23 protein-coding genes, 1 pseudogene and 1 other annotated feature are annotated in these 22,829 nt (G+C 45.8%); of the genes and pseudogenes, 11 read left to right on the plus strand and 13 right to left on the minus strand.

Going from position 1 to position 22,829, the window contains the following annotated elements:
- Positions 1-3 precede the first annotated feature (3 nt).
- Positions 4-1,149, minus strand: a complete 1,146-nt coding sequence (locus HAP68_RS13680; protein WP_024085686.1) for a cysteine desulfurase family protein — start codon at positions 1,147-1,149, stop codon at positions 4-6.
- 194 nt (positions 1,150-1,343) lie between these two features.
- Between HAP68_RS13680 and brnQ the strand changes: the two genes are divergently transcribed.
- Entirely contained in the window at positions 1,344-2,684 is a 1,341-nt protein-coding gene (gene brnQ / locus HAP68_RS13685) for a branched-chain amino acid transport system II carrier protein (protein WP_024085687.1), read from the plus strand.
- Between the two features lie 113 nt (positions 2,685-2,797).
- Here the strand turns inward: brnQ and ezrA are convergent, their stop codons facing one another.
- Complete coding sequence (ezrA, locus tag HAP68_RS13690) at positions 2,798-4,489, minus strand: septation ring formation regulator EzrA (RefSeq protein WP_003152411.1); 1,692 nt, start codon at positions 4,487-4,489, stop codon at positions 2,798-2,800.
- A gap of 195 nt (positions 4,490-4,684) precedes the next feature.
- On the opposite strand from ezrA, the gene hisJ reads away from it, so the two are divergent.
- On the plus strand, positions 4,685-5,497 hold the full coding sequence (gene hisJ / locus HAP68_RS13695; RefSeq protein WP_014305577.1) for a histidinol-phosphatase HisJ: 813 nt from the start codon (positions 4,685-4,687) through the stop codon (positions 5,495-5,497).
- Here hisJ and refZ read toward each other — a convergent pair.
- Positions 5,487-6,110, minus strand: coding sequence for a forespore capture DNA-binding protein RefZ (refZ, locus tag HAP68_RS13700; RefSeq protein ID WP_015387852.1), 624 nt, complete (start codon positions 6,108-6,110; stop codon positions 5,487-5,489). The genes hisJ and refZ overlap by 11 nt on opposite strands.
- Positions 6,111-6,235: 125 nt before the next feature.
- On the opposite strand from refZ, the gene HAP68_RS13705 reads away from it, so the two are divergent.
- On the plus strand, positions 6,236-6,718 hold the full coding sequence (locus tag HAP68_RS13705) for a GAF domain-containing protein (RefSeq protein WP_003152408.1): 483 nt from the start codon (positions 6,236-6,238) through the stop codon (positions 6,716-6,718).
- 34 nt (positions 6,719-6,752) lie between these two features.
- On the opposite strand, the gene HAP68_RS13710 is transcribed toward HAP68_RS13705, so the two are convergent.
- Entirely contained in the window at positions 6,753-8,501 is a 1,749-nt protein-coding gene (locus tag HAP68_RS13710; protein WP_003152407.1) for a sensor domain-containing diguanylate cyclase, read from the minus strand.
- A gap of 290 nt (positions 8,502-8,791) precedes the next feature.
- On the opposite strand from HAP68_RS13710, the gene rpsD reads away from it, so the two are divergent.
- Positions 8,792-9,394 carry a 30S ribosomal protein S4 gene (gene rpsD / locus HAP68_RS13715; RefSeq protein ID WP_003152406.1) on the plus strand — a complete coding sequence of 201 codons (603 nt, stop codon included), beginning with the start codon at positions 8,792-8,794 and terminating at the stop codon, positions 9,392-9,394.
- 339 nt (positions 9,395-9,733) lie between these two features.
- Complete coding sequence (locus tag HAP68_RS13720) at positions 9,734-11,104, plus strand: aldehyde dehydrogenase (RefSeq protein WP_024085689.1); 1,371 nt, start codon at positions 9,734-9,736, stop codon at positions 11,102-11,104.
- 137 nt (positions 11,105-11,241) lie between these two features.
- Here the strand turns inward: HAP68_RS13720 and HAP68_RS13725 are convergent, their stop codons facing one another.
- On the minus strand, positions 11,242-11,799 hold the full coding sequence (locus HAP68_RS13725; RefSeq protein ID WP_024085690.1) for an SMI1/KNR4 family protein: 558 nt from the start codon (positions 11,797-11,799) through the stop codon (positions 11,242-11,244).
- 255 nt (positions 11,800-12,054) lie between these two features.
- Positions 12,055-13,245 (minus strand): NO-inducible flavohemoprotein, encoded by a 1,191-nt coding sequence (gene hmpA / locus HAP68_RS13730; RefSeq protein ID WP_015387849.1) that lies wholly within the window; start codon positions 13,243-13,245, stop codon positions 12,055-12,057.
- 236 nt (positions 13,246-13,481) lie between these two features.
- On the opposite strand from hmpA, the gene HAP68_RS13735 reads away from it, so the two are divergent.
- The 3 genes from HAP68_RS13735 (at position 13,482) to HAP68_RS19660 (ending at position 14,648) form a co-directional block, all read left to right on the plus strand.
- The gene (locus HAP68_RS13735; protein ID WP_003152402.1) at positions 13,482-13,709 is read left to right on the plus strand and encodes a hypothetical protein; all 228 of its coding nucleotides are present in this window, start codon (positions 13,482-13,484) and stop codon (positions 13,707-13,709) included.
- A 154-nt stretch (positions 13,710-13,863) separates the two neighbouring features.
- Complete coding sequence (locus HAP68_RS13740) at positions 13,864-14,373, plus strand: type 1 glutamine amidotransferase domain-containing protein (protein ID WP_003152401.1); 510 nt, start codon at positions 13,864-13,866, stop codon at positions 14,371-14,373.
- 146 nt (positions 14,374-14,519) lie between these two features.
- Positions 14,520-14,648 carry a hypothetical protein gene (locus HAP68_RS19660; RefSeq protein WP_003152400.1) on the plus strand — a complete coding sequence of 43 codons (129 nt, stop codon included), beginning with the start codon at positions 14,520-14,522 and terminating at the stop codon, positions 14,646-14,648.
- Positions 14,649-14,663: 15 nt separating this feature from the next.
- Here the strand turns inward: HAP68_RS19660 and HAP68_RS13745 are convergent, their stop codons facing one another.
- The 4 genes and pseudogenes from HAP68_RS13745 to HAP68_RS13755 form a co-directional block, all read right to left on the minus strand.
- Positions 14,664-15,416, minus strand: a complete 753-nt coding sequence (locus HAP68_RS13745) for an SGNH/GDSL hydrolase family protein (protein ID WP_024085691.1) — start codon at positions 15,414-15,416, stop codon at positions 14,664-14,666.
- 178 nt (positions 15,417-15,594) lie between these two features.
- Positions 15,595-15,840 (minus strand): hypothetical protein, encoded by a 246-nt coding sequence (locus HAP68_RS13750; RefSeq protein ID WP_046341395.1) that lies wholly within the window; start codon positions 15,838-15,840, stop codon positions 15,595-15,597.
- 47 nt (positions 15,841-15,887) lie between these two features.
- Positions 15,888-15,938, minus strand: a pseudogene (locus HAP68_RS19820) (hypothetical protein); the annotation flags it as partial.
- A gap of 170 nt (positions 15,939-16,108) precedes the next feature.
- Complete coding sequence (locus HAP68_RS13755) at positions 16,109-16,978, minus strand: cation diffusion facilitator family transporter (protein ID WP_024085693.1); 870 nt, start codon at positions 16,976-16,978, stop codon at positions 16,109-16,111.
- A 222-nt stretch (positions 16,979-17,200) separates the two neighbouring features.
- Here HAP68_RS13755 and HAP68_RS13760 point away from each other — a divergent pair, with 222 nt between their 5' ends.
- The 3 genes from HAP68_RS13760 (at position 17,201) to HAP68_RS13770 (ending at position 19,131) form a co-directional block, all read left to right on the plus strand.
- Positions 17,201-18,007 (plus strand): TrmB family transcriptional regulator, encoded by an 807-nt coding sequence (locus HAP68_RS13760; protein ID WP_024085694.1) that lies wholly within the window; start codon positions 17,201-17,203, stop codon positions 18,005-18,007.
- A 72-nt stretch (positions 18,008-18,079) separates the two neighbouring features.
- A complete protein-coding gene (locus HAP68_RS13765; RefSeq protein ID WP_003152395.1) occupies positions 18,080-18,811 on the plus strand; it encodes an AzlC family ABC transporter permease in 732 nt (243 codons plus the stop codon).
- A complete protein-coding gene (locus tag HAP68_RS13770; RefSeq protein WP_003152394.1) occupies positions 18,808-19,131 on the plus strand; it encodes an AzlD domain-containing protein in 324 nt (107 codons plus the stop codon). The genes HAP68_RS13765 and HAP68_RS13770 overlap by 4 nt, the downstream gene beginning before the upstream one ends.
- Before the next feature lie 40 nt (positions 19,132-19,171).
- Here the strand turns inward: HAP68_RS13770 and sr7p are convergent, their stop codons facing one another.
- From sr7p to acsA, 3 genes are all read right to left on the minus strand, one after another.
- Entirely contained in the window at positions 19,172-19,291 is a 120-nt protein-coding gene (gene sr7p / locus HAP68_RS19825) for a small protein SR7P (protein WP_003152393.1), read from the minus strand.
- A 119-nt stretch (positions 19,292-19,410) separates the two neighbouring features.
- Complete coding sequence (gene tyrS, locus HAP68_RS13775; protein ID WP_003152392.1) at positions 19,411-20,676, minus strand: tyrosine--tRNA ligase; 1,266 nt, start codon at positions 20,674-20,676, stop codon at positions 19,411-19,413.
- Between the two features lie 50 nt (positions 20,677-20,726).
- Positions 20,727-20,959 (minus strand) — a binding site (T-box leader).
- A 53-nt stretch (positions 20,960-21,012) separates the two neighbouring features.
- On the minus strand, positions 21,013-22,731 hold the full coding sequence (gene acsA, locus HAP68_RS13780; protein ID WP_003152391.1) for an acetate--CoA ligase: 1,719 nt from the start codon (positions 22,729-22,731) through the stop codon (positions 21,013-21,015).
- Between the last annotated feature and the right edge of the window lie 98 nt (positions 22,732-22,829).

The following is a 22,829-nucleotide window of genomic DNA, read 5'->3' on the forward strand; positions in this document are numbered from 1 at the left end:
ATGCTACCTCATCATTTTTTTTAGTTTTTGAACAGCCGGCACCAGCGCGGCCATAAACGGCTCCGTGATGTCAGCCGTATGCATGAAGTTCAGGCTGACTCTGATGCTGCTTGATGCAATCTGTTCGCCTTTATTCATTTGCAGAAGAACACGGCTCGGTTTATGCTCTCTTGCCGAACATGCCGCGGTTGTGGAGACATATATTCCTTTTTCCTCAAGCATGTGCAGCAGCACTTCGGCCTTCACGCCCGGAACGGAAAAATTAATGATATGCGGAGCGCTGTTTTCGGCGGGAGTGTTGATGACGACCCCGTCCGCCCCGCTCAGCCTTTCCATGAGCGCATTCTTGGCAGCTTCCAAGGAAGAAAGCCGCTCATTCATGTCACGCGCGGAAAGATTGATCGCTTTCGCAAGGGAAACGGCGCCTGCCGTATGTTCTGTTCCGGCCCGGACGCCTTTTTGCTGCGAGCCGCCCGTTATAAGCGGAATGAGCCGCGTTCCTTTTTTGACGATAAGCGCTCCGGTCCCTTTTAAGCCGTGAAACTTATGCCCTGAAACAGTGCAAAGGTCAATGCCCGCTTCTTCTATAGACAGAGGAACTTTATGAATGCCCTGCACATGATCAACATGAAACAGAATATTCCGGTGCTGCTTCAAAAACCCGCCGATTTCCTTTACGGGCTGAATGGAGCCGACTTCGTTATTGACATGCATGACGCTGACGATTATCGTATCCGGCCTGATAGCCGATTTGACGTCTTTCAAAGAAACGAAGCCGTTTTGATCGGCCGGAAGATATGTGACTTCAAAGCCGAACAGCTCTGTCAGCTGATCAAGCGTCTCCGTCACAGAAGGATGCTCAATCGCCGAAGCAATGATATGTCTTCCTTTACTCATGTTTGCCCAGGCCGCTCCCTTTAACGCAGCGTTATTCGCTTCAGTCGCGCCTGATGTAAATACAATATCATAATTTTTTAAACGTAAGGTTCTTTTTATTTGCTGAGCGGCCGCTTCAAGGAGCTGCTCCGTCTCAGTTCCTAACTGGTGCAGAGACGAAGGATTGCCGAAATAACGGCTGCTCGTCTGTTTATACACTTCCAAAACCTCTTCATACGGCTCGGTCGTTGAGCTGTTGTCTAAATATATCATTTTTTTTTACTCCTTTTATGAAAACGGTACATCGTATGATATTTATGCTACCATAACAAAAGTAAATAGAAATTCGCAATAAATCGAGTATTGACTTCTCTGTACATTGCCATATAATAAGTAATGTTCGTTTTGTTATATTATCTGACAATTAATTGACAGAATATTTCAACATAGTATTTAGGAGGACTTTTATGAAACACTCACTACCTGTCAAAGATACCGTTATTATCGGTTTCATGCTCTTCGCACTTTTTTTCGGGGCAGGAAATATGATATATCCGCCGGAGCTTGGGCAAGCGGCGGGGCATTATGTCTGGAAAGCGATGGGCGGTTTCTTACTGACCGGCGTAGGACTGCCGCTTTTAGGTATTATCGCCATCGCATTAACGGGTAAAGACGCGAAAGGACTTGCCGATAAGGCTCACCCGGTATTCGGCACTATTTTCACCGTTGTGCTTTATTTATCAATCGGGCCGCTTTTCGCGATTCCGAGAACCGGAACCGTTTCATATGAAATCGGTGCAGTTCCGTTTTTAAGCGGCATTCCGGAAAGATTATCTTTATTTGTTTTCACGTTGATCTTTTTTTCTATTACGTATTATTTAGCTCTTAACCCGTCCAAAATCGTGGACAGAGTCGGAAAAATTTTGACCCCCATTAAATTCGGTATCATTTTAATCATTGTCGTAAAAGCCATCGTCACTCCGATGGGCGGGCTGGGCGCCGTACATCAGGCATATTCCGGAACGCCGGTGTTCAAAGGATTTTTGGAAGGCTATAAAACAATGGATGCGCTCGCCTCAATCGTCTTCGGCGTCGTTGTCGTCAACGCTGTTAAAAGCAGGGGCGTCACCCAGCGTAAAGCGCTCGCCGCCGCTTGTATTAAAGCGGGTCTGATTGCAGCGGCGGGTTTGACATTCATTTATTTATCTTTGGCCTATTTGGGAGCGACAAGCACGGACGCTGTCGGGCCGCTCGGCGAAGGCGCAAAGATTTTATCAGCTTCATCTGATTACCTGTTCGGTTCACTGGGAAACATTGTTCTCGGTGCCGCCATCACCGTTGCGTGTTTAACGACAAGCATCGGGCTTGTCACATCTTGCGGCGAATATTTTTCAAAATTGATTCCCGCTTTATCATACAAAATGGTGGTTACGATTGTCACGCTGTTCAGTCTGGCGATTTCAAATGTCGGACTTGCTGAGATTATTGCATTTTCAGTTCCTATTTTATCAGCCATTTACCCGCTGGCGATTGTCATTATCGTCCTTTCCTTTATTGATAAAATCTTTAAGGAAAGACGCGAAGTCTATATCGCCTGCCTGATCGGAACGGGGCTGTTCAGTATCCTGGACGGTTTGAAGGCAGCCGGCATTCCGCTCGGATCATTAGATTCATTCTTAAACGCAAATCTTCCGCTTTACAGCATGGGAATCGGCTGGGTGCTTCCGGGCATTGCCGGAGCGATCATCGGCTGCATCATCACGTTTTTTATCAGCCCGCCCATCGAATTAAATAAAGCAAAATCGTAACATTCAGCGCCTGCGGTTTGATGTATATCAGCCATAGGCGCTTTTTATATTCCGTGAGAAACAAAAAAACTGCACCTCTGATTTCCATCAGGGTGCAGTTTTGGCTTGTGCGTCTATGAAGCAGATTGATCAGCTTTAATTTTTTTCACGGCGCCGGGAGCTGCTTTTTCAACAGCATCTGCCGCCATCTCATAAGCTTCATTATAGCTGTAAGCGTAAAACAGCCGTTCCGCTTCTTTCAGCTGTTCGGATAAAATATGATTCTGGCTTCGGAAGCGGTTGCCGTACTGGATGATCCGCTCAATCAGCTTCACCTGAATCACAAGTTCTTCCGCCTCTTCGCTGACTTCCGCAACCACCTTTTCAGCTTCGGTCAGATGTTTGGCGGCTTCCTCCATGTTTAACGGCAGCTCTTCCAATTGGCTGACGGTCTCTTCTATATGATGATTTGCCGTCTCGAGCTTGTCCTTGACTTGTTCAGGAATTCCCGGCACGTTGCTTTTTTGCAGCATTCGGGCCGTGTCAGAAATGGTTTTCCGAAGATTCATCAGCGTTTCCCGCGCCTGCAGTTCTTCTTTTCTGAGCGCCTGCAGATTTTCACGGTATTCGGCATGTTCTTTCTGAGCCTCTTCCATCTGCTTTTCGATGGCCTCGACTTCTTCAATCAGCAGAGAGTAAGCGACATGCTCACCGTCAAGCTTTTCTCTCGCCTGCTCAAGGAGCCGGCCGATCGTTTCCAGCTGTTTTTCGAAAGCATGCTGTCTGCCGATTTCTCCCGCCGTCAGCTGATAGCTTTCCTTGACGAGCTCCGTTTCGGTTTTTGTGCGGTCTTTTTCTTCCTCAAGCTTCTCATACGCGATGATCAGCTCAGGCATTTTGCTTAATACGGACTGTCCGGCTTCCACTTCGCCTTCCAGCTGTTCATACATCGATTGAATGGTTTCATCAATCAGCTGAAGAATGGCGGACGCTTCGTCGACATCTAATTCTTCCAAAAGCGCGCTTTCGGCCCGTTTCAATTGATTGGTGAGTGTCTCCAGCTCTTTTTCGATTTGAATATGCTCCAATTTGTAGCCTTTTTCCGTCATTTCCCGGTAGCCGTCTTTCAGCTTGGCAATTTGGTTAGGCACGGTCTGTTTACAATCAGCGAGCAGTTTCGGAACGTCATCTATGTATGTTTGAAGCTGATCCAGTCTGCGGTCCTGTTCAAGCAGCACTTTTCTCGCTTTGATGTAATTGCCGCTTTCCGTCTCTTCTTCGAACTTTTTTATGCCGCTCCAGATTTCGTCGAGATCCGTCTCCAGGCTGTTATATAGCTCTCCGTAGAGATGGCTGTACGCCAGAAGGTTTTTTCGCGCTTTTGAATACCGCTCACGCACCTGTTCAATCTCTCCGCGGCTTTTTTCCTCGCTCGTCACAAGATCGCTGATCTCACGCAGTATGCCTTCTATATTTGATTCGGCTGCAGTGAGGAGGTCGTCGATGTGGACAAGCACCTGATTCGCTTTTTTAAACCGGTATTTGTCGGCGTTCTCTTCGGCATCATAAAGGAGCTCTTCTACTTTCGGCAGATGGGCTGTGACAATTTCATCCCACTCTTCGCGCCATCTTTCAAAGAACTCTTCCGTCTCTCCGGTCATTTTCAGATGTTTGATCTTGGACATTTCTTCCACTATCGAACGGTTTAAAATTTCAATCTTCCATGACTCCAGCCGGTCAATTTCCGTATAAATTTTTTTCCTGAAAAAGTAGCCCGCCGCAAAGAGCGCGAGCAGTATAACCAATAATCCGATGACTAACTCCATAATGAGCCCCCTTGTTGTTCTCTTAATCTGTCAGGGTGTTTTATGTATTCAGAAAGATTTCAATATATGTATTGAGAAAATCTGTCGTTTTCATTGTTATTATGATACCATGTAACCAACATTTTTTGACCAGAAATCAAAAACTTTTTGCATAATTTCGGCAGGATTCTGCAATTTTTTAATGGAGTGACACAAATGGAAAAACGAGACGCTCATATCCACACGCCTTTTTGCCCTCACGGCTCGAAGGATGCGCTGAAAGAATATGTCGAAAAGGCCCTGGAAAGAGGCTTTGACTCGATCACATTTACAGAGCACGCCCCCCTTCCTCCGTCATTTCAAGATCCCGTACCGCTTCAGGACAGCGCGATGGATCTCAGACAGATGGAGGTTTATTTGGAGCGGCTGTCACAGCTGAAAAAGGAATACGATGGACAAATCAGCATTCTGACCGGGCTAGAAACTGATTTTATCACAGGGTATGAAGAGGAAACCGCGGCGTTTCTGAACACGTACGGCCCCTCACTGGATGACGGCATTTTATCCGTTCATTTTTTGAAGACCGGTCCGTCTTATATCTGCCTCGATTTTGACGAGCACGCCTTTCAGCAGCTCGCCGCGCACTTCGGAAGCGTTGAAGCCGTATATGAACAATACTATGAAACTGTGTATTCTTCCATTGTAACACCGCTCGGCCCCTTTAAGCCAAAACGGGTCGGCCATATCACGCTCGTCAAAAAATTCGCACGCCTTTTCCCTTACAGCATGTCACCTCAAATAAGAGAGCTTGCGGCCCGCTGTCTTGACGCCGTGAAAGAACACGGAATGGAGCTGGATGTGAATACATCCGGGCTCAGAAAGAAGTTTGCCGGGGAAGTATACATGGAGGATTGGATGGCTGAGACGGCGAAGCAAAAAAAAATCCCGCTCATATTCGGGTCGGACGCCCATCAAGCGGAAGATGTCGGCAGTTCCTATGAAACGTACAAAAGCATCATTACTTCATAAGCGCCGCATCAGGCCGTCGGAACACGCTTTCGATCCAGATCTTCACCTCTTCAAAATACCTTTTATAAAAGTACGGCTCATGAGGCTGCATATAGAGCACCTCTGTAATGTATTGAGGCTGAAGATACGGCATCATCAAGAGGGATTTCAACTGCAGAATAAAATGCGGCACGGGCAGCGTCAGCCGTCTGTGGCGTGACTGCCCTTCTTCTATCACCAGCTGGAAAATATATTTTTCTTTCATTAAGTAAGTAGACATAATTTCCCTGATAAGCACGGAATCAATCGTCACTTCCCGGTACACAAACCGCGTTAATTGACGGTTATCGTGCTGATAGGATAAAATATCGAAAATCACCCGCAGGATGCGTTCCTGCGCGTCTTCACCGCTCATACTGACAGCGGCTTTTTCCAGCGCTTCAGTATAGCCTTCGTAAAACTCGGAAACTAAATGTTCCATTAATCCGCCTTTCCCTTTAAAATAGTAGGAGATGTGCGCAACATTTACATCAGCTGACTTTGCGATTTCACGGACGGACGTGCCGGAATAACCTTTTTGGTTAAACAGCTGGACAGCGGCGTTAATAATTTTGTCTTTGGTGCTTACTTTCATACGGCTCACCCCTTTATGTGTAACAATTCAAGCTGAAAGGCGCCGTTCCTGTAAGAACTTCTCGACAAATGCCGGCAGAACGGCCGGAACTTTGTTTGATATTATAGAAAAAGTGAGGGTTTTCCATGTTTCATGTCGAAAAACAATCCGGAGATAAAGAAAAAAGTTATCAGCTTCTGCTTAAACAGCTCGAAGCCATGACAGAAGATGAAACGGATGCGATCGCAAATTACGCGAATGCATCAGCGCTTTTATACCATTCATTACATGAAGTCAACTGGGCGGGGTTTTACTTCGCTAAAGAGGGCGAGCTCGTGCTCGGACCGTTTCAAGGACTTCCTGCCTGTGTGCGCATCCCGTTCGGCAGAGGCGTATGCGGCACTGCCTACTCTAACGGCGCCGTGCAGCGGATTGCCGATGTGAATGCGTTCCCGGGACATATCGCCTGTGACGCGGCTTCCCAGTCAGAAATCGTCCTCCCGATCCGCGTAAACGGTGAAGTGATCGGTGTGCTGGACATTGACAGCCCTGTGAAAAACCGTTTTGATGAAACGGACGAAACCTATTTAGCAAAGTTTGTTGAAACGCTTGAAAAACGATTAGGATAAAAAAAGGAGCCCGGCCGGCAGGCCGGCTCCTTTTTTATGTCGTCGTGCTGTTTTGGTGGATGATCAGCCGGTTTTTGCCGTTCCGTTTGGCGATATAAAGCGCCTCGTCCGCTTGCTGAACGAGCATTTTCAACGGCATCGGGCCTGTCTTTGACCAGCAGGAAACGCCGCAGGAAATCGTCACGCGCGGCTCGGTGTTTTCCCGGATGGCGCGAACCAGCCTTTTAGCGATGCGTTCTCCGGATGACACGTTGATATTCGGCAGATAGACAGCCAGCTCCTCGCCCCCCCACCTTGCAGCGACATCATGCTCACGAATATGGTTTTTCATAACGGAGGCCACCTGAATCAGGATCGAATCTCCCGTTTGATGACCGTATGTATCATTAATGGTTTTGAAATTATCGATATCAACGAGGATGAATACACCCCGTTTATGAATTTTCATGCTGTATTGAATTTTCTCATCCAAATAGGTTCTTGAATACAGCTCCGTCAGCTGGTCTGTCTGAACAAGATGCTCAAGCCTGTCGCGCAGCATGGAGTTCGTGACCGCCAATGTCGCATGGTGAATGAGCGCTTGAAAAAGCTTATACATTTCAAACGTAAAAGCATACAAATCCTTTTTCAATAAAATCGCGAACCCGAAGACGGTGTCATTTTCGATCATCGGCACCGCCATCAGCGAGCCGAAGCCGTTTTCGCCGAATACAGTCTTTCCGCTGCCGATAAACACGCCCTTTTCTCCCTCGAACAGCTTTTCTTTCACAATGCTGATATAGGGGTTCGCACGTTCTGTCTTAAAAAAAGCGGTATGTCCCGGAAGCAGATTTTGCGTCTCAAAATGATCAATATGAAAAAAAGCCACTTCTTCCGCATGAAATGATTGGGTCATAATGGCGGCGAGTTCCCGCATCGTGTCAGTGAGTCTGAGGCGCTGATTCAGCTGGCGCGATGTTTCATTAATGAGCTCCAGATTCGCAATGCTTTTTTTCGATTGCTCATAGAGCTGCGCATTTTCAAATGCTTTTCCCGCCGCGCCCGCAAGCAGCAGCATTTCACTGAGAGTACTGCACGAAAGAACGGCATCCTGCAGCCCCTCCGTCTTCAGAACCCCGTAAGTCCCCTGCTGGCCTTTGATCGGCAGGTAAGCAGATGACCTGCCTTTTCTGAGCAGTCTCCCCGATAAATAAACCTTCAGGGCAGACGGATCGGCATCTTTTCCATCCATATGTAATTCTTTTGCGGGAAGCTGTCTGTCCGTATCCTGATCCTGCGTGATAAACAGTGAAAAGCGGAAAGACCGGAAAGCCGTACTCAAACTTGCCTGCAGTTTTTCCAAAACCTCATTTTGATCCAAAAGCGAATGGAACATTTCTGTCATTCTGTGAATTTTCCGCTGATGCTTCGTTTTGTCAAACAGCCCGCTTTGTCTCACAGATTGATTGATAAACTGAGTAACGATCTCAGGCAATGATTCCGGGATCGGCAGCCCGCCTTCCGAGCGCAGATAAAAGGATCTGCCGGACGTCTGATTCCTGATCATAAAACGGCCGTCACTCTCTTTCAGCGGAGCATAATGCGGTTCATCTTCTGTTTTTATGGTGAAACGTGTTGATTCTGCCGGTGAAAGGGTCAATGAAAGAGATGTAAAGCAGGATTCTAGAGCTGAGGCCAGCCATAACAGCGAGTCGGATAATGAGACGGATTCAGATTTCGTTAAGAAAAAAGAAAGCATTTTCTGATGAAAGGCCGTCACTTCATCAATTGTTTGTTTTTTCATTTTTATCACCTAAACATGTACTACTCATTTTTGTACATTATATCATAAACCGGCACTCTTCATGGAGAAATGGTTGACGGCGGCGGGGAAAAATCATATAATGTTCTTTGTGTGAAATATTGCAGCCTTTTTGTTCAGCTTCTGTGTTTGCATTTTGTTCCTTAGCTGTAAGGTGTATCGTGTAACTCTCTGCTGCTGGAGCGAGGATACATGAAAACAAAATGTGCACGGTCGGATCGAACAGACGGTTTTTATTTTCCACAAAATAAAACCAAAGGAGGAGTCACATTATGGCTCGCTATACAGGTCCATCTTGGAAACTGTCCCGCCGTTTAGGAATCTCTCTTAGCGGTACAGGTAAAGAATTAGAAAAACGCCCTTACGCACCAGGTCCCCACGGTCCGGGACAGCGTAAAAAACTATCAGAATACGGTTTGCAATTGCAAGAAAAGCAAAAACTTCGTCACATGTACGGTGTAAACGAACGTCAATTCCGCACATTGTTTGACAAAGCTGCAAAAATGACTGGTAAACACGGCGAAAACTTCATGATTCTTTTAGATGCACGTCTTGATAACGTTGTGTACAAGCTCGGTCTTGCACGCACTCGCCGTCAAGCTCGCCAATTAGTTAACCACGGTCACATCCTTGTTGACGGAAGCCGCGTTGACATTCCGTCTTACCAAGTAAAACCTGGTCAAACAATCGGTGTTCGCGAAAAATCAAGAAACCTTTCTATCATCAAAGAATCTGTAGAAGTAAACAACTTCGTTCCTGAGTACCTTACTTTCGACGCTGAAAAGCTTGAAGGTACATTCACTCGTCTTCCAGAGCGCTCTGAGCTTGCTCCGGAAATTAACGAAGCGCTTATCGTTGAGTTCTACTCCCGTTAAGTAAAACGCTCTTTAAAGAGCATTGGATTAAACCCCGGACATGTTGTGATGACAATGTTTCCGGGGTTTTTCTTTTGGGCTGTTCCCTCTCTTTATTAAAAAAGCCCCTGTCCGGGGCTTTTTTTTATGTGCCAACCGGCTTTTCAGCTACATGTACATTAGAAAACCCCATAATGCCTGCAACAGATAATGCCGCAAAAAGAATTCTCTTTTTCATCAAATTCCTGCCGAAACGCAGAAATGAGTTTGTTATTTTTTCTGACTCACCTTAATCATTTGACAGGCAGAAGCGATTTTTTACATAATGAATCATCATACCTTACAAAAAGGAGAGACGGAATGAACAGCATCCCCTCTATCGTCAGCAAGCACAAAGCCTATTTTGCGGCGGGGCATACGAGACCGCTAGAATCAAGGCTGAACATATTGCAAAAGCTGAAACAAGCCATCAAAACACAAGAAGCCGATATAGCAGCCGCTCTCTATCAGGATCTCCACAAATCCGAACAGGAGGCGTACACGACAGAAATCGGAATTGTTCTGGAAGAAATCAGTTTTGTGATGAAGCGGCTGAGAAAATGGGTCAAACCGAAGCGAGTCAAAACGCCTCTGACTCACCTGGGCTCGAAAAGCATGATTATCCCTGAGCCATATGGAACCGTTTTGGTGATTGCGCCTTGGAATTATCCCTTGCAGCTGGCGCTTTCACCCTTGATTGGAGCCATTGCGGCCGGAAACACAGTCGTTCTCAAACCGTCAGAATATACGCCTGCGGTTTCCGCTGTTCTTTCTAAACTTATCAGCAGCGTTTTTCCGAGTGATTATGTCGCTATGGCGGAGGGCGGGCCCGACGTCAGCACTGTTTTATTACAGCAGCCCTTTGACTATATTTTCTTCACAGGAAGCGTTGCCGTGGGAAAAATCGTTATGGAGGCCGCCTCCAAACAATTAATTCCCGTTACCTTGGAGCTCGGCGGCAAAAGTCCCTGCATTGTCCATAAGGATGCTGATATACAGCTTGCCGCCAAACGCATCGTCTTCGGGAAATTTACAAATGCAGGGCAAACCTGCATCGCACCGGATTATTTATTTGTCCACCAAGATATCAAAACGAAGCTCATAGAAGAAATGAAGCATGCGATCAGTGAATTTTACGGCCCTCAGCCTGAACAAAATCCGCAGTACGGCAAAATCGTCAGTGAACGCCACTATCAGCGGCTGCTCAGCTTTCTGAATGATGGCGTCCCGCTTACAGGCGGACAATTTAATCCTGAACACCACAAAATAGCGCCGACGATTCTAGATCAAGTGAAGGATGACTCTCCAGTAATGCAGGAGGAGATTTTCGGGCCGATTCTTCCGCTGTTTACATACGGCGATATCGATGAAGTCATCGAGAAAGTCCAATCACGCCCAAAGCCGCTCGCTCTTTATGTCTTCACAACAAACAAAGGAATCGAGCGAACTGTTTTAGAGAATCTGTCATTTGGCGGCGGCTGTGTCAATGATACGTTAATGCACGTCGCGACACCGTATTTGCCATTCGGCGGCGTCGGAGAAAGCGGCATCGGCAGCTATCACGGATTTGACAGCTTTAACGCATTTACGCACAAAAAAAGCGTCGTCAAACAAACGAACCGCTTCGACTTCGCTTTCCGTTATCCTTCTTCCAAAAACGGGCTGCGAATGATCCGGAAAATACTTAAATAAAAAAGCGCAGAGTATCTGCGCTTTTTATAAATCCTCTATACACCAATTAATCGGTTCGTCTCCCAAATTAAACCTTTTTTTAAAAGTTCAAATCGAAGTCTAACAGTAAAAATGAACCAACCCAACTGTAGGAAAGGTTAATTCTCATCACCCTGGTGAGTCCTATAATAATTTTCAGCGGTATAGATATTCCACTCCCAAAAATTTGCTCCTTGAGACAAAATATACCGATCTAAAAATATCTCAAAATTAAGTTTCATTGGTTCATACTCAATAAATCCGCGGAACCATAAATAGTTTGGATCTGTAGAAATTTTGGTTTTGTCAATTAACAAATAACATCCGTCTAACAGATGTGCCACAGGAATAAACTGAGGCTCTAAAAAACCATTTTGCATATACTTTTCAATCTCTTCTAAATCAAGAATATGCAAACCCCCACCTACATTCTCACCGTAAATCAACAAATCAAATATTCTGGCTCCGTTATGCAATTTTAAAAAGGTTTTATAATCTTCAGGAAGTGAGACTTTTATTTTCTTCTCAAAACTCTCAATCTCCAGATCTGTTGCACCTTTAAAGAAAGTACATTCTGTTTCTAAAAGCGTTCCTTCATTCCCTAAAATGTTCAAGCGGCCTTTTTCATCAATTAATTCTTTTAGACCTTGGAGCGTTTTTTCAACAAAAACTGCCATTGAGCCACCTCTTATTATTAGAGCATTGCTATTTTATTCACAAGAGCAGGAGCCAATGTTCCAGTTGAAGTATCAGGAAGAGAACCTTTCCATCCGGCTACTGAAGTATGTTGGGACATAAAAAACTTTGTCTTTTTAGGATAATACGACTTTGAATATGATTTACCTGCTTGAAAATTCTATGTTATGGGGAAACCTTTCGTATTAAACATATAAAGACAGTCTGTTAAACAGACTGTCTAAGATGTTGTTACATCACACCATACTCAGCTGCGGTTCGAATAATTCATAGTGAATGGATTCCGGCGGTGTATTGAATTCAGAAATCAGCTTTTTCATTTCTTTAATGAACGACGGGGATCCGCACAGGTAAAAATCAGCATCTTTATCTGTCATCACTTCTTCTAACAGCTGTTTGTCAATCCGGCCTTCCCGAAAACGAATATTTTCTGAACGGTCTTGTTCGGACGGTTCACTGTAAATAAAGACGGTGTCAGCGGATGAGTGTTCCGCGGCTTCTTCAGCTTCATGCCGCAGCGCATGATACTCTCCGCTCCTTGCCGCATGGATAAAGAGAACGTTTCGCTGCGGCTGGGTTTTGGCAACCGTCTTTAACATGCTGATCATCGGGGTAATTCCGACACCGGCACTGATGAGAACCAGATTCTTTTTGGAATCAGGGTCTAATACGAAATCCCCGGCCGGAGCGCTGATCTCAATTGAATCCTTTTCGTGTAATTGGTCATGCAGATATGAAGAAACAATTCCGTCTTTTTTCACGGAAATCCGGTAATAATCCTTACCGGATACATCCGACAAACTGTACTGGCGGATATGCGTATAACCCGTGTCCGGAATGTATACTTTTACACTGATATACTGTCCCGCTTTGAATTCGGGGAGAACTTGTCCGTCTTCCGGTTTTAAATAAAACGACGTTATCTCTTTGCTTTCTTTTACCTTTTTATCAATTTTAAACGCCTTATCGTCTTTCCAGCCGCCTTTTTGCGTTTCCGCTTGTTCATACATGTCCTTCTCAATTCCGATAAAAGCGTCTGCAATGACGCCGTATGCTTTTTCCCATGCCTGAATGACCTCAGGAGCAGCCCCGTCTTTTAGCACATCCTTTATCGCGATTAACAAGTACTTTCCAACGATTGGATAATGCTCGGGCTTAACACCGATACTCCGGTGCTTATGGCTGATTTGTTTGACGACGGGGACTATGTTTTCCAGCCGGTCAATATTGGATGCGGCCGCAATCACAGCATTCGACAAGGCCGTACGCTGTGTTTTTTTCTTTTGATTCGTCTGATTAAAGATATTCAGCAGCTCAGGGTGATGCTGAAAAAGCAGGTCATAAAATCGGCCTGTGATTTCTTCACCATGCTCTTCTAAGACCGGCACTGTGCTTTTAATGATTTCAATCGTTTTTTCATCGAGCATTCTGAAATCCCCCTAAAGATGTATGCATCTCGATTGACCTGAGAAAAGAATCGTTTTTGAATTCTTTTTTATAGATTTCCCCGTTCAAAAAGGGTTAGCCATTCCAATTTGAGACGGATTCAGGAAAAACCAGATAAACGAAATTGCATATGGAAAATTGTGGACTTGCCATAGTGTACTTGTCCGATGCAAAATCCTCCTTTTCAGCATTTAATAAAGTACGGGAGGTGAGATGAATGGGTAAAAAATCGAAAGTGTATTACTGTGACCCTAAGTATATTGTGACTGACAAGTATACTGACAAAGAAGTGGTTTACGTCCATCCCATCAAACACATTAACAGAGAACATATCCGTTATGTTCCCCGCCACGTTTATCAGGAAGAAACAATTCACGAAGTCATTGATCCGGGCGATCCGGGGAAATGCGGGTGTAAAAAGGATAAAAAAAGACGCAAAAAGTAATTGGTTCGATTTCTTGCCTCAGCAGACCTCCGTACCTTTTGGCTCCTCTTTTTCAGAGGGGTCTTTTTTCATGCCGTATCTTCAAGCAAATACGTTGTGAGGCGGCAATCCGCCTGATATTCTTGTCATATACAAATTCACAGGAGGCATGATGATGAGCAAAAAAATCGCAGTTCTGATGACAGATCAATTTGAGGATATTGAATATACAAGCCCGGCGGAAGCATTTAAAGAAGCGGGCCACAGTGTGGTGACAATAGATTTAGAAGCAGGGAAAGAAGTGACGGGCAAGCACGGTGAGAAAGTAAAGATCGATCAAGCGATCTCAGACGCAGACCCCAAGGAATTCGATGCGTTATTGATTCCCGGAGGCTTTTCACCAGATCTTCTGCGGGGAGATGACCGCCCGGGTGAATTCACTAAATCATTCGTGGAAAATCAGAAACCCGTTTTCGCGATCTGCCACGGCCCGCAGCTGCTGATTGATACCGACCTTCTTAAAGGAAAAGATATCACGGGATTCCGCAGCATCCGCAAAGACTTAATCAATGCCGGCGCACATTATAAAGATGAAGAAGTCGTCGTGAGCCATAACATCGTAACGAGCAGAACGCCTGACGATTTGGAAGCCTTTAATCGTGAATCATTGAACCTGCTGAAATAAGCGAATAAAAATGCACAGACCCGTTCAGTCTGTGCATTTTTTTATGGATTGATAAAGAAACACCAATAGTTAGACCTATTCTCTTCCCCATCCATAATAAGTAAAATAAAGAGTGGGTTTTTCAACACTCGACGGGAGGTTCACTTATGTGGATGATCATTTTGCTGCTGATCATTTTAATCGGTTTTACCGGTAATATCATTTCGCTTTTGAGAGCGCAAAAACACGCATCTCAAAGAATAATTGAGCTTTTAGAAAAGCAAGGCCGAAAATAATCTGTTAGCGCTGTGTTACCCGTAATAGTAATAATAATTCCGGCAGATTTCCTGAAAAATGATTTGATGCCCTTTCTCGTTCGGATGAAGACCTTCTGACATGCACATGCTGCGGAAAGCGGGATTATACGGGTCGATGAGATCTGTATCAAACAGGTCGGCATACGGTACAGAGAGGAGTGTGCAGGCTTCTTTTTGGGCTTTCACATAGTCAGCCAGCTTCAGGCCCAGTTTATTTTTATCAGTATCACGGCGGACGATTTTTCCTTTTGATATTTTTGCTTGTCTCGTTGGGGTCACCACAATGATGCTCGCGCCTTTATTTCCGCTTCGCAGCTGCTGAATCACTTGACAGAAGCCTCCGTAAAATGTGGTGATATCCTTTTCATCTGTGCCGATGGGAATGTGGTTGCACCAATCATCATCTGTTCCCTGGACAATGATGACATCATGTCCCTTTGTTTTAAGCGCTTGCTGATAAATGTTATCGCTTCCGTGGTTGCTCATATTAACGCCGCTGACAGACAGATTGGTTATTTCAGCGTCTGTCCGGTCTTTCAGAATGTCACCAAAGCCGTATTCCGCGCGCAGCCCCCGGGCGACGCTGTCACCTAAGATCGCGATTTTTGAAGCCTTCCGCAGCCTGCTTATGCTGATGAAGTCAATGCTGATATGCCCGCTGTCCGTGATATGCAAAAGCTTGCTGCTTATGTTTTGCGAAGAGACTGTCTTTCCTTCAGAGTCATAAAATTCCTCATTCAGCTTCATTCGGCGTCATCCCTTCCTTTTTATCCTCCGGCATCTTTTTTGACATAAAAAACGGACACGAACAAACAGCGCCATGTTGTCAGTTCAGTGTCCGCAGATGATGATACCGGATCTTTTATGCAGTTCTCTTGCCATTATAGCAGATCTCCATTACTTGTAATAGAGTCTGCTTCAGCATTTAAAACAGCGCTTGCGGGTACGTTTTTGATGTGACCGTCTGCTGCGGGAACGGTGTGTCCGGCGATGCGTCCGTCTTCTGCTGCGGGAACGGTGTGTCCGGTGATGCGTCCGTCTTCTGCTGCGGGAACGGTGTGTCCGGTGATGCGTCCGTCTTCTGCTGCGGGAACGGTGTGTCCGATGATGCGTCCGTTTTCTGCTGCGGGAACGGTGTGTCCGTTTTCTGCTGCGGGAACGGCGCGAACATTTTTTGGAAACCGGTTCTTGGTATAAATACTCCCCTAAACCTTCTCTTTCCGCAACGGCAACTCCATGTTCAATTTCTTTAACAGAAATAGCGTTCAATTCTGTTCACCTCCCTTTTTCTTTACAACATAACGTATGAAATGTACCCCTCACGTGTATAAGCTTCTCTCTCATATGAGCGAGAAATAGTCATTTATACAACAAAAAGACCCGTGGAAACGGGCCTTTTGCAGGCATTTTGCAGGGAACAAACGCAAACATAAGATCGATTATTTCTTCCTCTCGCTCTCCGGCTCGGGGTGAATCATTACCTGTGCTTGTTTGAATTCATTCGTAATAGCTCTTTCAATGCGGTCACACAGGTCATGCACGTCTTTAATCGTCACGTGAGAGGCTACGACCAGGTGAAAATCAATATACTCCTGGGGGCCGGAGCGTCTTGTACGAAAATCGTGAATTTCAATAAATTCCTGTTGAAATGTTTCGATAATCTTTAAAATTGTTTTTTCTTCCTCTTCCGACAAACGGGTATCAATCAGCGGCGGGAATGCTTCTTTCATTAACTTAAACGCTTCATATATGATATAGACCGCCAGCACCATACCTATAATGGGATCAAGTATGTACCACTCCGTTAAGGTAACGACCAAAAGGCTTGCCGCTACGCCTAATGATGTGTACACGTCAGTCAGTAAATGCAGGGCATTCGATTTCATTGCCACGGAATTAACCTTTTCGGCTTCTCTTTTTACGAACTTCGAAACGATCAAATTAATGAGAGCCCCCGCAAGCATCACAGCGATTCCCAATACGGGCAGATGAACCGGAGCCGGGTTGACCAGTTTTTGAACGCATTCATATATCATCCAAATCCCTGCCGCAAAAATCAGCATCGTCTCGATGGTCCCCGACAGATTCTCGACTTTTCCATGACCGTACGGATGCCCTGTATCAGCCGGCTTTTTTGAAATCCTGACGGAGATAAAGGCGATGAAGGCGGCGATCAAATCTAAAAAAGAATGAATGGCTTCTGAAAGTATCGCGACAGATCCGGTTATTATCCCCACCACTATTTTGAGCATGACGACCAGGGAATTGCTTATAACCGATAAAAAAGCGATTTTAGAGGTGTTTTCCACCGTGATCCTCCTCTTTTTGACTTCTTGTATTTATCGTATCAAACGGCATTCGTGTGGGTCTACGGCAACGTTTTTCACAAAAGCCATACATGTAACTCATCATAAACTAAGTTGGAAAGCGACAAAACAGGCGAACCTTTCTTTCAGCACTCAAGTCCCATTGACAAGATATAACCGCTTACATTATAGTAGTTTCATGAATAACCACTACGGAGGATGTTTATGGACGATGTTCTGAAAGAATTACAGAAGTTTGGATTTTCTCAATATGAATGTAAAGCATATATCGGCTTGTTGAAACACTCGCCTGTTACCGGATATGAAATCAGCAAAAGGTCAGGCGTCCCCCGCTCAATGATCTATGAGGTATTGGGGAAATTAGTTGATAAAGGCGCTGTCCATATTGTGCCGTCTGATCCGGTTACATATGCCCCGCTGGCCGGAAAGGAATTAATCGATCGGCTCCGGCACGATTTCGAGAGCTCATTCGGCTATCTTGAGGAAAAGTTATTGGCGCTGGAAAGCGAGCAGGAGATGAATGTCATCCGCCGCATCAGCACGAATGATCATGTCATCAATGAGATGAAGGAAATGATTGAAAAAGCCGAGGAAGAGTTGTGGCTGTCTGTCTGGGAACAGCAGATTCCCTTTATTCAAGAAGCCGCTAATAAACGCGCCGCCGAACAATTGCCCGTCTTTTCGATTGTGTTCGGCCCTCCGGAAGTGAAGCTCGGAAATACGACAAATCATAATATGTCTCCTGAAGTGGCGGAGAAACGGATGGGCGGAAGATTAACGATAGCTGCCCGAGATAATAAAGAAGTCTTAATCGCCAATTTTTCTCCGCAGACGAATGCCTGGGCCATTAAATCAGAAGATCCCGCTCTCGTTCTCGTGGCCATGGAATATATGAGGCACGATCTGATGTTCGCGGAGCTTGTGAAAGAAGTCGGGGCTGAAAAAGTTGAAGGCCTGATGACACAAAACCATTCGTTATTTCATGTCGTCACCGGAAATCGGTTCATATAAATGTGAACCGTATTTTCTTTGATTTTTTCATTAGTCGTTATCATTATAATCTCTATGAAAGGAGTATAAAAAATGATTAACACAGAAGTGCAAAAAACCGCCGTTTCCCGGGAAATGAACGATACGTTTTTACAGGGGGTGCGGGATTGTGTGCCTACGCTGCTGGGCTATATGAGCATCGGTTTTGCTTTCGGCATCGTCGGGGTTGCCTCTCATCTAAGCATTCTTGAAATCTGTTTGTTATCCTTGTGTGTCTATGCCGGCGCCGCCCAATTTATTATTTGCTCGCTCCTTGTTTCCGGGAGTCCGATTTCCGCCATTATTTTAACGACGTTTATCGTCAATCTGCGTCACCTTCTGCTGAGCCTGACCATCGCGCCGTATTTCACGAAATACTCTCTGGCGAAAAATATCGGCTTCGGGGCTCTGCTTACTGACGAATCTTTCGGAGTAGCGGTGAACAAAGCGGCTCAGAACGGCAGGTTATACGATAAGTGGATGAACGGCCTCAATATAACCGCTTACATGTGCTGGGTTATTTCCTGCGTGATGGGCGGGCTTCTCGGACAATGGATATCTGATCCTTACGCTCTCGGCCTGGACTTTGCTTTGCCTGCTATGTTTGCGGCGCTGCTTGTGCTGCAATTGCAGTCGTCCGCTTCGGAAAAGCTGAAGCACAGCCTCTCCTTAATTCTCTATATGATCATTTTTATGGTCTTGTTATCGTATTTCGTCCCGTCACACATCGCGGTCATCGTCTCAACCGTGATTGTGGCAACGATCGGGGTGGTGACGGACAAATGAGCATCAGCACACAAATGATCTGGATTATACTCGGCTGCATGATTGTTACACTTGTGCCGCGCATTGTTCCGTTTATATTTGTCCGGAACATTCAGATGCCTGAATTGGCTTTAAAATGGCTCTCCTTTATTCCGCTTTGCATTTTGACGGCTCTGGTAACGGAAAGCATGATTGTGAAAACAAACAGCGCTTTGACCTTTGATTGGAAAGCAATGATCGTTCTCATTCCGACATTGCTTTGCGCGATGCTGACAAAAAGCTTATCCATCACGGTCATCACGGGAGTCGTGCTGATGGCCGCCGTCAGGCTGATATGGTGACAATCAAAAGCCTCCATTCCATAGAATGGAGGCTTTACCTTTATGATGTCGGATTTTCTTCTTCCGTCTCTGATTCCTCGGCTTCGGCGTTTATGCTTTGCTGCTGTTCCCAATGATCCCGCTGCAATCTTTCTTTGGCGATGGTAAACATGAAATTCACGGCGCAGCACCCCTTCCCTGTTTTGCTTATACTATGTACTGTACTCATTTCCCCGTGCAGTATTCACAAAACATAAAAAAGCAGCCTGCCGCATTGAGCGGCCGGACTGCTTTTTATTTTCAGTACGTGATCAGGAAGTATTTTTTCTTTCCGCGGCGCAATACGGTAAATTGATCTTCAATGCGGTCTTCCGCAGTCAGAAGATGCCCGATGTCCGTCCGGCGCTCGCCGTTAATGTAAACAGCTCCGTTTTGAATGTCTTCGCGGGCCTGCCGTTTTGAAGGCGACAATTTAGATTCCACTAGCACGTCTACTAAAGACAGTTCTTCAGAGCGGTCTTTTTCAAACGAAGGTACATCTTTAAATCCTACCTTGACGTCTTGAGCGGAAAGCTCTTTAATATTGCCGCTGAACAGCGCCTGGGAGATATGAACGGCCTGCTCAAGCGCTTCACGGCCGTGTACAAGAACCGTCACCTCTTCAGCGAGACGTTTCTGCGCTTCTCTTTTCTCAGGAGCTGTCTCCGTTTTTTCAGCATAAGCTTCAATTTCCTCTTTTGACAAGAAAGTAAAGTATTTTAAGTATTTGACGACGTCGCGGTCATCAGTATTGATCCAGAACTGGTAGAATTCGTACGGCGATGTTTTTTCTTTATCAAGCCAAATGGCGCCGCCTTCCGTTTTGCCGAATTTCGTGCCGTCAGCTTTTGTGACGAGCGGAATGGTAAGACCGAAAGCTTTCGCCCCTTCTTCTTCTGATTTTCTGATCAGTTCAAGACCGGCCGTGATGTTGCCCCACTGGTCACTGCCTCCGATTTGGAGTTTGCAGTTCTTTTCTCTGTACAGATTCAGAAAATCGTAGGATTGCAGGATCATGTAGCTGAATTCCGTGTAAGAAATTCCGGTTTCAATTCTTGAGCTTACAGTATCTTTCGCAAGCATGTAGTTAATTCCGAAGTTCTTTCCGACGTCGCGGAGAAATTCAATGATGCTCAGCTTTCCGATCCAATCAAAGTTGTTTGCTATGACAGCGGGGTTTTCTCCCGCCTCGAAATCTAAAAATCGGGAAAGCTGATTTTTAATTTTTTGCGACCATTCGACAACGATATCCTGAGTATTTAACGTACGCTCCGCTTTTTTGCCGCTCGGATCGCCGATCAGTCCCGTCGCGCCGCCTACAAGCGCAATCGGATGGTGGCCTGCAAGCTGGAAACGGCGCAGTGTCAATATCGGCAGAAGGTGTCCGATGTGCAGGCTGTCCGCCGTCGGGTCAAACCCTGAGTATAAACGGATTTTTTCTTCGCTCAGCTGTTTATTCAGTCCTTCTTCATCCGTCATTTGCTGGATTAAGCCGCGGAATGATAAATCCTCTAATAAGTTAGTCATTTTGTCTGCTCCTTTGTTTATGAAAATAAAAAACGCCCCTTCGTTTAAAACGAAGGGACGATATAATCGCGGTACCACCCTACTAATAAAAACATAAAAAAGCTTTTATCACTCTTTTTGATAACGGACCGTGTCCGTTCTTTCACTACTGAAAGCCTTGGAATAGCTTTGTTCGCAAAAGCGGTTCATGAGTGTATTCGGCATATCTTATGTGCTGATTTTCACCGGCCATCAGCTCTCTGGAACAATCAGATATCCTACTTGTCTCAATCAAAACCTTTTCTTATGAAGCTTACTCATTTTTAACATAAATAAAATACGATGTCAACGCCGTCTTTAATCTTCCATTGTTGACAGGTCGCCTGCCGGCAGGTTCAGCTCCCATGCCTTCAGCACACGTCTCATGATTTTTCCGCTCCGTGTTTTCGGAAGTTTATCTTTGAATTCAATTTCCCGCGGTGCGGCATGCGCGGCAAGCCCCTGTTTTACAAAGAGGCGAATGTCCTCCTTCAGCTGATCAGATGGCTCATGCCCTTCTCTGAGCGCGATAAACGCTTTAATAATTTCTCCCCGGACAGGGTCCGGCTTTCCGATGACGCCGGCTTCGGCAATCGCCGGATGTTCAACAAGTTTGCTTTCGACTTCAAACGGGCCGACGCGCTCGCCGGATGTCATGATGACATCATCGACTCTGCCTTGGAACCAAAAATAACCGTCTTCATCCATATAAGCAGAATCTCCGGAAACATACCAGCCGCCCGGCATAAAATAAGAATCATATTTCTCTTTGTTGTTCCAAATGGAATCCATCATCGACGGCCAGCCCTTTTTAATGGCGAGATTTCCCATTCGGTACGGCGGAAGCTCATTTCCCTGATTGTCAACGATCGCCGCTTCCACTCCCGGAATCGGTTTCCCCATTGAGCCCGGCTTGATCTCCATGCAAGGATAATTGCAGATGAGCTGTCCGCCCGTTTCTGTCATCCACCACGTGTCGTGGATGCGCTTGCCGAATACTTTATGTCCCCACTTGATGACCTCGGGGTTCAAAGGTTCTCCGACACTCAGGACGTGACGAAGTGAAGTAAGGTCAAATTTGGATGCCATTTCATCTCCGGCGCCCATAAGCATTCTGAAAGCCGTCGGAGCGCTGTACCAGACGCTGACACCAAGCTTCTCAATCGTGCCGTACCAGTTTTCCGGACTGAATCTGCCGCCGACGATCACATTCGCCGCTCCGTTCAGCCACGGCGCAAATATCCCGTACACCGTCCCGGTCACCCAGCCCGGGTCCGCAGTGCACCAATAAATATCGTCTTCTTTAAGATCAAGCACCCACTTGCCGGTCTGGTATTGCTGAATCATGGCTTCATGAACGTGGAGCACACCTTTTGGCGTTCCGGTAGATCCTGATGTGTAGTGAAGCAGGTAGCCGTCTCTTCTGTCCATCCATTCAATATCAAGTCTCGTGCTTTCTCCCTCAGCCGCTTTATCATAATGAATGATTTTATCTCCCGCTTCTTTGCTGCCGCCGACAATGAAAATATGCTCGAGGTCGGGCAGGCTGTCCGCCGGAATCCGTTCGGCCAGTTCAGGTGTCGTCACGACAACCTTTGCCTGGCTGTTCAACAGGCGGTCTTTGACGGCGCCTTCCATAAACGCTTCAAATAAAGGGCCGGCGATCGCACCGATTTTAATTGCGCCGAGCATGATAAAGTACAGCTCCGGCGAACGCGGCATGAAAATAAAAACGCGGTCCCCTTTTTCCACGTTTCCATACCGTCTCAGTACATTTCCCGCCCGGTTCGATTCCTCCATCATTTCTTTAAATGTGTATTTTTCATTCCGATTTGCGTCCTTGTAATACAGCGCTACTTTGTTTTTTCGAAATGATTCGGCATGACGGTCAATTGCTTCGTACGCCGCATTCAGCTTCCCCGTCTGATGCCAGGAAAACTCCGCTTCGACCTCTTTCCAATCGAAGCTGCGGTACGTTTCCTCATAATTTCGCAGATGATAATTCCCCTTTTCCGCCGGCAACGCTTTCAAATTCATGCAACATCCCCCTTTGCTTATCTATAGACTAATTATAGTAGATGTTCACAGTTTTCTCAATTTTTAAAATATAAATTACAACACTATTGAAAACGCTT

Source organism: Bacillus sp. Bvel1, from assembly GCF_014872755.1.
Taxonomy (GTDB): Bacteria; Bacillota; Bacilli; order Bacillales; family Bacillaceae; genus Bacillus; species Bacillus velezensis.